This window comes from Mycolicibacterium neoaurum (assembly GCF_036946495.1).
Classification (GTDB): domain Bacteria; phylum Actinomycetota; class Actinomycetes; order Mycobacteriales; family Mycobacteriaceae; genus Mycobacterium; species Mycobacterium neoaurum_B.
Genome location: NZ_JAQIIX010000002.1, coordinates 1,712,262 through 1,725,205, shown reverse-complemented (window position 1 = coordinate 1,725,205; position 12,944 = coordinate 1,712,262). Strand labels below are relative to the sequence as shown.

Here is a 12,944-nt window from a genome sequence, read left to right as displayed (position 1 = left end):
CATGTCTGAGACCGAGATCTTCGACGTCATCATCGTCGGTTTGGGTCCATCTGGTGCCGCGGCAGCCAATGCCGCGGGCGCACTCGGATTGCGTACCCTCGTCGTCGAACGCGACCTGGAGATTTTCGAACGGCAACGTGCCATCGCGCTGGATGATGAGGCCTTACGGGTGATTCGGGGCCTCGGCCTGTTCGAAGAGATCACTGCGCACATGCACCTGGGTGTCACCGCGCGGTTCGTGGGCATGGACGGTAAGCCGTTCCTGTCCACGCCATCGGCCCCCACGTCCTACACCGGCTACTCGTTGGCGAACTTCTTTCATCAACCCGCCCTCGAACACGCCCTGCGCGACGGTCTCAGACGATTCCCGTGCGTGGAGGTCAGGGCGGGGTGGACCGCGTCACTGGTCGGGCAGGGCCCTCAGTCGGTGGCGTTGGAGTTATCCGACGAACAGGGTGATACGACGAATGTGAGCGGTCGTTATGTCTTGGCCTGCGACGGTGGCAGCAGCCCGTTGCGCAAGCAGCTCGGAATCCCGTTCGCAGGCACGTCGTATGCCGAGCAATGGATGGACGTGCAGGCGCGCGTCAAACGTCCACTGCATCGACCCCCGCACTTCGACTTCGTCTGTTCTCCGGAACGCCCAGGTGTCAGGTGTCCCTGCCCGGGCGGCTACTACCGGTGGGAGTGGCGCATCAACCCCGGCGAGGACGCCGACGCCATGCTCAGTGAGGACAACATCTGGCGCATGCTGGCCGACGAAGGCGTCACCGCTGACGATATCGAAATTGCTCGGACCTGGTCCTATACCTTCCACGTGCGTAAAGCCCAACGGTGGCGGGTCGGTCGAGTGCTGCTGCTGGGAGACGCTGCCCATGTGATGCCGCCCTTCGCCGGGCAAGGAATTTCGGGCGCCTTCCGGGATGCCGCCAACGTGGTGTGGAAACTCGACGCCGTCATCCGCGGCCGCGCCGGCGACGCGCTTCTCGACACCTATCAAACCGAGCGCGAACCTCACCACGACGCCATGACCCGCCGTGCAGTGATGTTCGGCAAGATCGTCATGACCCAACGCCCCCTTGTCGCTCGACTGCGCGACAAGGTGGCGCGCACGGCCACAAAGATCCCCGGTGTCATGGCGGCGTTGGTCCGCCGTATCGGCGCACCGACACCGTTGGGACCGGGATGCCTGTCTGCGGGCCGGGGACGCGGCATGGTGGGATACCTCATCACACCTGCCCGCGTCGCATTATTCGGTGCCGGATCGATGTACATCGACGACGCACTCGGGCACGGTTGGGCCATCCTCGGTCTCGACGCTGATCCCCGCGACGCAATGCTGGAAAGCACTGTGCAGGCTTGGGAGCAGTTCGGTGCGAAGTTTTTGACCATCCGACCGGGCACATCCGTGGTGGAGGGTGACGAGCTCGGTGACCCGGCCGGGCAGCTGTGGGATGCCATGCGTGCTCACGGTGTGAATTTCCTTGTGGTGCGACCCGATCGATACGTCTACGCCGCTACCGAGTACGGCCATGAGATTGCCGCGCCGATGTTTGCCTCGGTGGGACGCTCGTGCACCGCGTCCGTGCGCAATCTCGCTCAATCCGCCGGCTGACCGGAGGAAGGGAATCGGTGAGATGAGCTCGATCTATGTGGCCGTGTCCGTCGGGTACGGGCTGATGTGCCTGGTGCCGGCAGCGATGAAGTTGAGTGGTGTGGCCAAGATGCGCGCCTCTGCAGAGCATTTCGGTATCCGGTGGTCACGCTACCGTCTGGTCGGCGTGGTGGAATTGGCGGCCGCTGTTGCTGTCTTCGCCGGCATCGTCACTCCCACTTTGGGACTGCTCGCGGCGATCGGTATGAGCGCCCTTCTTATCGCAGCGGTGGTCACTCACCGCCGTGCCGGGGATGGAGTCCGGGAATACTCCTCTGCGCTCGTTTTTCTGATCGCATCGGTTGGCTATCTCGCCGTGTGGATCACCGCGGCACCCCGGCCATGACACCCGGTCGGGACCTGCAGTGGCTTCTGATGATCAGATGCCGATGACGGCGGCCCGAGACCGAAATGGCGCGGTTTACGCACTCACCACGCTGGAACGGGCTGCATTCGGTGCCGGGTCGCTGGCGACGGCGACCTATGCCGTGGTTCCGGGGCTCGTCCTGCTCTACTACCTGACGAACGTGCTTGGCGTCGCAGCGGGCGTGGCCGGTTTGGTGGTCTTTCTGCCCAAGCTGTTGGATCTGGTTTACAACCCCATCGTGGGGCGCCTATCGGATGCAACGACGTCCCGTTGGGGCCCTCGCCGTCCGTGGTTGGCTGCCGGGGCAATCTCGTTCCCCGTGGCATTCGTCGCGGTGTTCTGTTCTCCGTTCACGGGGGTCGCAGCGGCTTGTTGGGTCGGGATCACACTCGCGCTGGCGGGTGTCGGCTTCTCTGCATTTGCGGTTCCGTACGGCGTATTACCTGCTGAACTGGGGGCCGGTGCGCAGGAACGAAAGTTTATGACGGCATGGCGGATGGGGTTTCTCGGCGTGGCCATTCTGGCGGCGGGTGGCGTGGCGCCACTGCTGACCGCAGTGGGCGGCGGCGGTGCGCAGGGATATCGCGTCATGGCGGTCGCCATGGGCGGTGTGATCTTTGTCGGCACGTGTGCCGCGTTGTTCAGCGCGCGCCGCCACGCCCATGCGGCGGTGAATGCGGCCATAGCCGACGGTGCCGGATCCCTGCGCACAGCGCTGTCCGCAGCTCGCCGCAATCAACGCTTCTCGATTCTGTTCGCCGTTTTTCTCCTCGTCGAGGTCGTGATCGCCGCGGCATTGGCGGGATTGCCATACATGGCGGCCCAGTTCCTGGGATCCGAAGAGGCGATCGCACCGCTGTTCGTCAGTGTGCTGGGTCCACTGCTGCTGACGATGCCTTTATGGACCCGGGCCGCGGTCCGATTCGGAGACAGGCGTTGCCTTCAGGTTGCGTTGACAGTTTTCGGCGCGGGGACCTGCTCGGCAACCGCGCTGCCTCTGCTCGCTGAGTCGAGTAGATTGCCCTTGGCCTGCGCGGTATTCGCCATTGCCGGAACCGGTTTCGCTGGAGCGCAATTGCTGGCCAACACCATGCTCGCCGATACCTTGGCTGAAGATGCCGGTGAGTCGGGCGAACGTCGAGCCGGAGTCCTCGTCGGACTGTGGTCGGCCGGTGAGACAATCGCGGCCGCAGCCGGAGCCGCTGTTTATGGCGGGATCTTGGGTCTCACCGGTTTCGTGTCGTCGACAAGTGATGAGATCGTCAGCCAACCCCACAGTGCGCAGTGGGGCATGGTGCTCGGCCTGACAGGTACGGCCGCGGTGTGCATCCTTGGCGCGTTGGTTTTGACGATGCGCACGGGCTGGGCTGGGGAGTCTGTGCGCGACAACTGAGGTCGGCGATGTCAGATGTCATTCGCGATCTTCGGGAACCTGCGTGGGCCGCGTGATGGCACGGCTAGACGCAGGTGATATGCGGCAACCCGTCCGAGAATCCTGGGCTCGAAGAGCCGTCGTGGCGAGTCGATCATGTTGACGATGCGGACGAGTTGTTCGGTGATCACGATGTCATCGCGGGCGGCAGCGAGTATCTGGTGCTGGGTCCAGTGCAGCGCCCGGCGCTGTGCTCGCTCGATGATCCTGATTTGCCGGTGAGGGGTTGGCGGCCTGTTGGTCGCCCAAACCGGCGCAATGATCTCGGCGAGTGAACGGTAGAAAGTCTGGGAATTGCCGAGGCCGTGCGCGCCTAGGTGCTCGCGTAGCGCATGAACGTGCCGCGCAGCCATGGTGATTCCTTGGCCGTGGATGGGATCCAGGCAACACAAGGCATCCCCGATGACAAGGAGTCCGTCAGGAAGCGTCTCGGCCTGGTCGTAGCGGTGCCAGGTGCCGCCGGGGTAGCGATACACCGCGATGTCGGACACAGCTCTGGCTCGGCGCAGCGCTCCTGTGATGTGTGCCGGCATGAACGATTCAGCGCGGGACAACATGTCCGACAGAGTGTCTGGTGGGGGCCGGTCGTCGCTGTCGTGGGTGGCAATGGTCAATGTCCAGACCTCATGCTCGCCGGCGATGAGGCCGCCGCGGCCGGTGCCGCCGGGCGGGATGACCAGGATGAGCCGCTCCGGGAAGGAATCCTGGTCGTCGATGGTCAGGTGTTGGCTGTAGTACACACCGCGCACCCGGAACGTGCGTTGGGGTGGGCGTGGGCAACCCAGTTGTTCGAGAAGCAGGGGTGTGCGGGTGGCACGTCCGCTGGCATCGACAATCAATTCAGCATCTAGCGTGCGTGTGGTGCCGGTCTGTCGGTCGGTGACAGTGACGCCGGTGATGCGCCCGGGCCGGGAGGCGACGAGTTCGCCGACGTCGTGGCCGTCGGCAACCATGACGGTGGGTCGGTCGATGACACGACGGCGCAACACGTACTCCAACTGTGGTCGCGTCACCAAATAGTTGGCCAGCGCTGCCGGGTCAGCGAGGGCGTCGGTGCGGTTGAAACCGTAACGACCGCTCTGAAGGTACATCCGTGCACCCAACTGAGCGTCGTCAACGACCTGTGCGCCAGCGTCGACCAGATCGCCGAGTACATCGGGCACCAGGTCCTCTATCGTCTGCCATCCCTTGGACAACACGCTGTGCAGGTGCGGGCCCTGGGGAATGCCGCGTCGTGGAGATGGGCTGTCGGGTAGTTGGTCTCGTTCGACAATGGTGACGTCGTGGCCTGAATCGGCGAGCGTTGCGGCAGCGAGCAGGCCCGCGATACCGGCGCCCAGGACTACAGCATGAGCGGTCATAGCGTGCACGCCTCTCTTTGCGTGTGGAGTGATACCGAACGCTAACCCCAAAATAAGAAAAATAAGGCTAAATTAAGTAGAGTCTAAGGATGGTGTCGGACGGGAGGCGATGGCTTTGACTCAACGCAAAGAAGAGGAGCCCACATGCGGTGCACAGTCGCGACGACGGGTTGCCTTGGTAACCGGTGCCTCCCGCGGTATCGGGGCTCAGGTGGCACGACAGCTCGGCGCCCGCGGTCTGCACGTGGTGATCAACTACCGCGAGAAAGCCAAACGGGCCCAGGCGGTGGTCGACGAGATTCGTGCCGCAGGCGGCCACGCCACCGCGATGGGCGCCGACGTCTGCGAGGAAGAGCAGGTTCGGGCGCTGCTCGAGACGATCAACTACCGATTCGGGGCGCTCGATGTGTTGGTGCTCAACGCGTCCGGTGGGCTGGAGCGCGGCGCGGACCCGGGCTATGCGATGCGATTGAATCGCGATGCGCAATGCGAATTGGTCACCCGTGCAGTGCCGCACATGCCCGAGGGTGCACGCATCGTGTTTGTCACCAGCCACCAAGCGCATTTCTCTCCTGATCGACCGGTTCCCGAGGGATACGAACCGATCGCGGCGAGCAAGCGTGCGGGTGAAGACGCGCTGCTTGCCGCCAAACCCGCACTGGCAGAACGCGGAATCGTCTTGAAGGTGGTGTCGGGGGACATGATCGACGGAACCATCATTGTCCGGCTCTTGCACCGCAAAGACCCCGCCGCGGTGCAAGCCCGCCGCGATCACGGGCCATTGCCCACCGTCGAAGAGTTCGCCACTGCCATTACCGACGCAGCACTACAACCCGAGGTCGCCGAAACGACCTATGTAGGTGGCGCCGACTACCGTAGGTGAGCCTTTTCTCTGCATCGCGAAGAATTCGGTTGCTTCCGCGGGCTTCCGGCGGCACGGTTGAGGGGCGTTTTACGGGGGAGGCGGTGGGTGGTGGGGTCCGGTCTGGGGTGGCGGCGCATGGTGTCGCTGCTGAGTCGCCTTCGTTCGCGCGATTGGTTTGTCCTGTTCGCGGTGTCGGCGCTGGCAGCGGCCTCACCCCTGGTCACGCTGTTCATCGTCAAGTATCTGGTCGATCACGTGGCGGAGTTGACCGCATCGCGCCCGGAGACGTGGGCTTGGATCGCTGCGATGTGGGCACCGATGGCGGGCTACTTTGTGGTCAACGTCATCGCGGATTCTGCGGAAACACTTCAGCTGCTGAAGATCTCGACGCTGCGCGATCAGATCGGGCTCGAGGTCGAAGACCGCACGGTAACCAAATCGTTGGCCCATCACGACCTCGCACTCTTCGACCGCCCTGAGATCAAGAAGCTGCTGACCCTGGCGGCGAACGCGACCGAACACGCCCAGTACCTGGTGCAACTGCTGTCGAACCTGATGACCGGTCTGCTGCTTGCCGCCCCCACCCTGATCATCGCGGGGTCACTGGGGTTGTGGATTCCCCTGTTGGTTCTCGCAACAACGATTCCGGCGACGCTGATGCAGTTGCGTTATGAACGTAAAGCATGGGACGTCGAGGCTTCACACGTAGACCTCAACAACCGTGTACAACAACTGCGCTCGACGATGGTCAATCCACGTGGCGCCGGTGACATCCGCGCTTATCTTCTGCACGCCAGCCTCTTGCCGCGCTGGCGGTCCCAGGCCCGGGCACTCGTCACCGCTCGGCGCATGGTCAAGAATCGGGGCGCCGTCATGGTCCTGCTGTTGGCGACGATGAGCGGGGTCGGGCTGCTGGTGCCCTACGGCTTCGTGATCAGCGAGGCCATCTCCGGTGACATCTCACTGGGAACCTTGGCGTTGTTCATCGGGCTGATTCCCGAATTGCGGAGGAGCCTGTTCATTGTGTGCGCCAACGCCGGCGAACTCACAGGAGCCGCCCGGCAGCTGAACGCGCTCTGGCAGTTCGAAGACACCAAGCCCGCTATTGCGCTCGACCCTGATCGGGACATCATCGGGCCGCTCGCTGGATCTGCACGGAAGGCGAACGCTGTGGCGCCGACCATCGCTTTCACAGAGGTGGCTTTCGGCTACAACCCTTCCGAACCTGAGGTGCTCAGCGGCATCGACCTGGTGCTTCCGGCCGGCAGTGCGACCCTGGTGGTGGGCGAAAACGGCGCCGGAAAAACCACTCTCGCAAAGCTGCTATGTCGATTTTACGACCCCACGCATGGAGCGCTGACTGCCGACGGGGTCGATCTGCGGGATATCGACATCGTCGATTATCGCCGTCGTACAGCGGTTCTCGTGCAGGATCCTGTTCGGCTTCCGCTCTCGGTGCGAGACTGTCTCCAGTCCACTGTGGCGCCAGTCTCCGATGCCGCGATGGTCGAAGCGTTGCGTGATGTGGGTCTACTCGACAAGTTCGAGCACACGCCGGACGGACTGGATACCGAGCTGTCCTCAAACCTCAACACCGGCACCGACCTGTCGGGAGGTCAATGGCAACGCTTGGCCATTGCGCGATTCCTGTTGGCCCTGTCCACCGCGACCGTAGCCGTCATCGATGAACCCACCACAGCCCTGGATCCCATCGCTGACCACCACCTGAGCGACCTCATCTTCGACCGCTGCACCGGCAAGACCACTTTCATCGTCAGCCACCGAATGCACCTCGCGCCCAATGTCACCCAAGTTGCGTTTATCTGCCGGGGACGCCCCCTCCAGGTGGCCCCACATCACCAACTGGCCGAAACCAATGCGACCTATCGCCGGATGCTCGCCGCCTGTTAGGAACCTTTGTCGCCCTGTACCCGGCGGTCAATGCTTGATGGCGGTGATCAGCTCCCGGCCAATGGGTCCATTGGGATCATGCTCGATCTCTTCTAGGCCAGCATCATCGAGCGCCGCGGGATACTCGGCGCAGGTGTAGAGACCCATGCGGTGTTCCTCGGCGAAGGTCTCGACCGACCCGCGGAAAGTCGATGTGAAAAAACGGTTCCGAGCGTTGGCGACGCCCTTTTCAGGAGAACGGCCGATCGCTCGCGACAATGAGAGCAGTCATTCCGTTCTCGGAGCCCGACTCGTGCACCTCGCCGGGACTCCATAACGCAGCCTGACCAACGCTGACGGGCACACGCACGCCATCGGCTCCGGCTACCCACCCACTTCCACTGATGATTGCGAAGAGTTGGTGTCGTCCTGCGCGATGACACCCGAGCACACCGTGGGGTTCACACCACGCAATATGCACGCGAGCCTCCAGGTCGGCGTCGTGTCCGGAGATGCTGCATATCGCGATGCCACGGCTGCCGAAACCGTCGCCGTCCAACGAGCTTCTCGGGAGGCTGATGATCTCCATCTCTGCAGTGTGACAGGCGGCGACAAACGGTGCTGCCAGTGGAGAACTAATCGGTTGTGCAGCAACGTGAGCTCCCCTTACCGTCGATGAATGCCTGCCGATGCGCCGACGATCCTCGCTACCAGCGGGGGAATTGGTGCTGGGCTGCGCACTCGCTTCGAGTTCACGGCGTTGACCGATTTCGCGGTGGAATTGTCCGGGGTCGAAGGTCGTGCGCCGCGCGTCTGCTTCCTGGCCACCGCGATGGGTGACGACAAGGCCACGCTGCACTATCTGACCGAGGCGGCACAATCACGCGGGTTCATCCCGTCGCACATCTCGCTGTTCCCGATGCCGACCGTCGCCGACGCGACAGCGCACCTGTTGGAGCAGGACGTGGTCTGGGTGTTCGGCGGCAGTGTCGCCAACCTGCTCGCACTATGGCGTGTGCACGGACTCGACACAGCCCTGCACACGGCATGGGAGGCCGGGGTGGTGCTCACCGGGATCTCCGCGGGCTCGATCTGCTGGCACAGCGGAGGAATGACCGATTCCTTCGGCCCGACCCTGCAGCCGATCGTCGACGGATTGCGATTCCTCCCATACGCCAATGGTGTGCATTACGACACCGAGGCACAGCGGCGTCCGATGCTGCAGACATTTGTCGGCAACGGAACGTTGCCGGCTGCCTACGCCACTGATGACGGCGCCGGGTTGCTCTACCGGGGTACCACGTTCGTGGAGGCGGTTGCGGAGAAGAACTCTGCTGGTGCCTACTTCGTTTCGGCGGGTGATGGTGGCGTGCTGGAGACGGCCCTGGACGTGCGGCGCCTGTGATGACCACAGTCACCTTCCGCGCTTCGACAGTCGAAGATTTCGAGTTCTTCTTCGAATTGCACAAGGCCACGTTGGGCCCCTACGTGGCTCAGGAGTGGGGCTGGGACCACGACGTTCAACGCGCATACTTGGGCCGCAGTATTGACTTTGCGGCTACGCAGGTGATTGTTGCCGACGGGGCCGATGCCGGCAGGTTGGACCTTGCAGAGCGTGACGGTGACGTATATGTCGGCTTGCTCGAGGTGGCGCCGGTCTTTCAGCGCCGCGGGATCGGCACACGCGTCCTTCGAGAGGTGCTCGATGATGCGTTCACCGCTGGACGAGGGGTATGCCTGAATGTGTTGAAGGTCAACACGGATGCTCGTCGGCTCTATCGACGCCTGGGATTCGTCATGGTCGCGGAGACCGATATCCGTTGGCGGATGCGCGCTGATCTGCCGGTCGTTCACGAGAGTATTGCTGCGACTGAGGGCTTGGTGTTCAACCAATCCGATCCTGAGGTCCGGTTGCGTGCTGCCACGCGGAACGATCTGGGGTTCCTCGTGGAGATGGCACGGCACGCCTCTGTGATCGAGGACCGACCGCTGCCTGATCCAGCTGACGACGAGGTTGTGGAGATGTTGCCTGCGCCAGGAACCGTGACGATCATTGCCGAGGATCGGTACGGATCACCTGTCGGAGCCGCGTGGACGTACTACAGCAGCCCGCCGCTGCGGACAGGCGCTGATGGTGCTCCGCTACCCGAACTGTGCATGGCGGTCATCCCGCCGCAGCGCGGAGGCGGCATCGGTGCGATGCTGCTGGAAGCACTGTTCGCCGAACTCGCGCCACGATTCGAAGCGTTGTGCGCCAACGTCCACTCCCGAAATCGAGCGCGAAGACTCTATGAACGCAGAGGCTTCCGTACCGACGGCCGAGGGCACGGTCCGCTGGGCGTTGCGATGGTTAAGGAACTCCGGTTGAACCCCAGCCGATAGCGGTGGGCGTACCTGTCGTTACTCAGTCGGTGAACGCCCTCGAGTAGCGGCATCCGTCGCGGTCGGCCCAGGCCGCGACACCGTTGATCAGGGGACCGAAGGTGATGCGTTCGGGCAGAGCCTCATCGAGCCCGATGCGAAACGTTGATGGCGCCACTTGCACCAGCTCGACGTCCTCGGCCGGGGCCTCGACCCCGCCGGGCGCTATCAACACCAGCGCACCACCACGTTGCACCACCCGGAAATTGGTGAACCACGGCGAGTACGAGCGATAGTGCCCACAGAACTCGCTCCTGGTCGTCATTGTTCCGGCCGCCGGATCCCGTTGTGCGCAGATCGGGTTGAGGTCTTCTGGACCCCAGACCCAGCGGTCCGCGTCGAAGACCAGTGCATAGCGCCGTAGCGTCGGTAGCCGAGTCACGACACGACGCCCCCACGTTCTGAGCAGTGGCGCTTGCTCGCCGCCCGATGACACGGTGAGCCCAACGACGCCGTGTCGCTGTTCGGTGGCTGCGACGCGCACGGGCTCACCTGACGACGAGACGAATTCGCCCGTACAGCCGAGCCGTTGCACCTCATCGGCATCCCACGCACCCGGGTCCAGCCGATCGATCGGCACTGCACCCGGTGTGCGCAACTCGGTGGCCACGCAGCGCGCAATCGCCTCGGCCACGGGGGTGTCGCCGTTGGCGTTGGTCATCACGCACACCGCTGTACCGCTATCGAGATCGACGAGCAGGAATGATGCATAGCCGACCATCCCGCCACCGTGGGTGAGTACGGTAGCGCTGTCGACCTGTTCGACGTTGATGCCCAGTCCGTACCGGCTGGACTGTCCGAGAGCCACCCCCGGCAGGTCGAGGACGTCCTCCCCGGTGGGGGCGAGTGCCGACACCATCGCCTTGAAGGTGGGGTCCTGCAGGATGCGGGTGCCGTCCAGCACGCCGCGGCCCAAGAGCATCCGCGCGAACCGGCCGAGATCCGAAGCTGTGCAGGCGAGGTTCCCGTCAGCCCCGGCCACCTCCATCCACGGCGCGGTGATCAATGGATCGCCGGGCACCCAGGGCCGGTCATCGCGCAGTGGCTGATATCCGCGGGCCAGCACCGGATAGTCCTCATGCGTGACGCAGGCAATGGTGTCCGACATGCCGAGCGGTTGCAGGATGCGTTGCGCGACGAGTTCGGGCAGTGATGTCGCCGAGAGGTGGGCGGCCACCAGTCCGAGCAGGATGTAACCAAAATTCGAGTAGTGGAACATCTTTCCGACTGCTGCGGGGGAGGGAGATCCACTGTACAGGGTGGCCTGACCGATCTCGTCCGGCACGGCGTCCACGCTGGCGACCAGCCCGGAGGTGTGGGTGAGCAAGCGTCTGATGGTGATGTCCGGGGCGCGCATCGCGACCGGAAGCCAGCTCAGAACGTCGCCCACCGGCGTGTCCAGGGTGATCATGTCCTGCTCGACCAGCTGCAGCACCGCCATCGAAGTGACGACTTTGCTGATCGATCCGATCTGGAAGAGATGCTGTGCCTCAACGGGTTTACCGCGCTCCAGATCGGCGAATCCGAATCGGTGACGCAAGGTCTCGCCCTCGCGGTCGACGGCCACCACGACTCCGCCGGGTACTGCCCACTTCTCGGCGATGGCGTTGATGACAGCGCGGGCTGACTCGGTCATCTGCAGGCCTGCTCCGTGGCGTCGATAAGCTGTTCGCGACGAAGTAGGTCACCGAATGTCTCCCGGCGCACGGCCAGCCGTGCCGAACCTTGGTCGCAGAATACGACCGGCGGCCGCAGCGCGGTGTTGTAGTTGTTCGACATCGTGTAGCAGTACGCCCCGGTCACCGGCACCGTCACCAGATCGCCGACCGCAGGGGCCACCACCTGCACCTGTTCGGCGATCCGGTCACCGGATTCGCAGTGCCGCCCGACGATGTCGACCGTCTCGGCGGGTCCGCTGCGATCGATGACCGATGGTTGGAATGGCTGTCCGTAGAGGGAGACCTCAAGGTTGTCGCCCATGCCGCCGTCTACTGCGGCATGGGATCGTACGCCGCGCTTGACCGTCACCACTCGATAGGCGGTGATGCCGTTGCGCGCCACCATGGATCGACCCGGTTCCACAAGAAGTTCCACGTCGGTGCCGAGCTTGCGGTGCACCGCGGAGACCAGTGCCTCGGCGTAGTCCTCGACCGAGGGCGCCTCGTCTTCACTGACGTAGCGGACCCCGAGGCCACCGCCGAAGTCGTAGACGCCGAAGCGCTCGAACTCGGCCAGTGCCGTCACCGCCGCCTCGAATTGGGCGAGGTCGAGAAGCTGTGACCCCACATGGGCGTGCAGGCCGCGTAGGTCCACCATGGGCTGGCGCCGGATCTCGGTGATGACGTCCTCGACCTGATCGGCCGGGATGCCGAACTTGGAGCTGTCATGGCCGGTCATCATGGCCGCATGTGTCTTGGCATCCAGCGACGGGCTGACTCGCAGTAGTACCGGGACGGGTGATTGTGCCAGGCGCGCAAGCCGTTCCACGTCATCGAGATTGTCGATCACGATGTAACGAACTCGGGCCCGAACCGCGGCGCTGATGTCCTCGTCGGTTTTCGCATTGCCATGGAAGACCGCGCGGCCGGCGTCCGCACCCCCGGCCAGCGCCAGCCCCAATTCGCCGGCCGACGCCACATCGGTACCGCAACCTTCCTGGGCGAGCACCCCGATCACGGACGCCGAGGGAAAACTCTTCGATGCGAACAGGACCAGTGACCGCGGGTGGCGGCTGGTGAAGGCGCGGATGTAGTCGCGCGCGGTGCGGCGGAGCGCGCCCTCGTCGATCAGATACGCCGGTGTGCCGTACTCGGCCGCCAGTTGCGCTACCGGGCAACCGCCTATCAGCAGACGGTTTTCGGAATCCAGTTCGGTGCCCTCCGGGTACAGCGAGAGGTCGATATCGGCGGGTGTCAGCGTGTCAGCCATCGGCTCACCTTCGAGTAGTGCGACGT

10 protein-coding genes are annotated in these 12,944 nt (G+C 63.9%); 7 read left to right on the top strand and 3 right to left on the bottom strand.

Going from position 1 to position 12,944, the window contains the following annotated elements:
• The first annotated feature begins 1 nt into the window (after position 1).
• From PGN27_RS13630 to PGN27_RS13620, 3 genes are read left to right on the top strand one after another with little or no spacing between them, the layout of a single operon-like run.
• On the top strand, positions 2 to 1,615 hold the full coding sequence (locus PGN27_RS13630; RefSeq protein WP_335326589.1) for a bifunctional 3-(3-hydroxy-phenyl)propionate/3-hydroxycinnamic acid hydroxylase: 1,614 nt from the start codon (positions 2 to 4) through the stop codon (positions 1,613 to 1,615).
• A gap of 22 nt (positions 1,616 to 1,637) precedes the next feature.
• Entirely contained in the window at positions 1,638 to 2,000 is a 363-nt protein-coding gene (locus PGN27_RS13625) for a DoxX family protein (protein ID WP_335326588.1), read from the top strand.
• Between the two features lie 37 nt (positions 2,001 to 2,037).
• Positions 2,038 to 3,414: an MFS transporter gene (locus tag PGN27_RS13620; protein WP_335326587.1), complete on the top strand. Its 1,377-nt coding sequence runs from the start codon at positions 2,038 to 2,040 to the stop codon at positions 3,412 to 3,414.
• 11 nt (positions 3,415 to 3,425) lie between these two features.
• On the opposite strand, the gene PGN27_RS13615 is transcribed toward PGN27_RS13620, so the two are convergent.
• The gene (locus tag PGN27_RS13615; RefSeq protein ID WP_335326586.1) at positions 3,426 to 4,814 is read right to left on the bottom strand and encodes an NAD(P)/FAD-dependent oxidoreductase; all 1,389 of its coding nucleotides are present in this window, start codon (positions 4,812 to 4,814) and stop codon (positions 3,426 to 3,428) included.
• Between the two features lie 109 nt (positions 4,815 to 4,923).
• Between PGN27_RS13615 and PGN27_RS13610 the strand changes: the two genes are divergently transcribed.
• From PGN27_RS13610 to PGN27_RS13595, 4 genes are all read left to right on the top strand, one after another.
• Positions 4,924 to 5,697, top strand: coding sequence for an SDR family oxidoreductase (locus PGN27_RS13610; protein WP_335326585.1), 774 nt, complete (start codon positions 4,924 to 4,926; stop codon positions 5,695 to 5,697).
• 117 nt (positions 5,698 to 5,814) lie between these two features.
• Positions 5,815 to 7,590 carry an ATP-binding cassette domain-containing protein gene (locus PGN27_RS13605; protein WP_335326584.1) on the top strand — a complete coding sequence of 592 codons (1,776 nt, stop codon included), beginning with the start codon at positions 5,815 to 5,817 and terminating at the stop codon, positions 7,588 to 7,590.
• 658 nt (positions 7,591 to 8,248) lie between these two features.
• Positions 8,249 to 8,974 (top strand): Type 1 glutamine amidotransferase-like domain-containing protein, encoded by a 726-nt coding sequence (locus PGN27_RS13600; RefSeq protein ID WP_335326583.1) that lies wholly within the window; start codon positions 8,249 to 8,251, stop codon positions 8,972 to 8,974.
• Positions 8,975 to 9,057: 83 nt separating this feature from the next.
• Positions 9,058 to 9,951: a GNAT family N-acetyltransferase gene (locus tag PGN27_RS13595; RefSeq protein ID WP_335326582.1), complete on the top strand. Its 894-nt coding sequence runs from the start codon at positions 9,058 to 9,060 to the stop codon at positions 9,949 to 9,951.
• Between the two features lie 22 nt (positions 9,952 to 9,973).
• Here PGN27_RS13595 and PGN27_RS13590 read toward each other — a convergent pair whose 3' ends face one another.
• Both PGN27_RS13590 and lysA read right to left on the bottom strand, forming a co-directional pair.
• The gene (locus PGN27_RS13590; protein WP_335326581.1) at positions 9,974 to 11,626 is read right to left on the bottom strand and encodes a serine hydrolase domain-containing protein; all 1,653 of its coding nucleotides are present in this window, start codon (positions 11,624 to 11,626) and stop codon (positions 9,974 to 9,976) included.
• Positions 11,623 to 12,918: a diaminopimelate decarboxylase gene (gene lysA / locus PGN27_RS13585; protein WP_335326580.1), complete on the bottom strand. Its 1,296-nt coding sequence runs from the start codon at positions 12,916 to 12,918 to the stop codon at positions 11,623 to 11,625. Before lysA ends, PGN27_RS13590 begins: the two co-directional genes overlap by 4 nt.
• Positions 12,919 to 12,944: the final 26 nt, after the last annotated feature.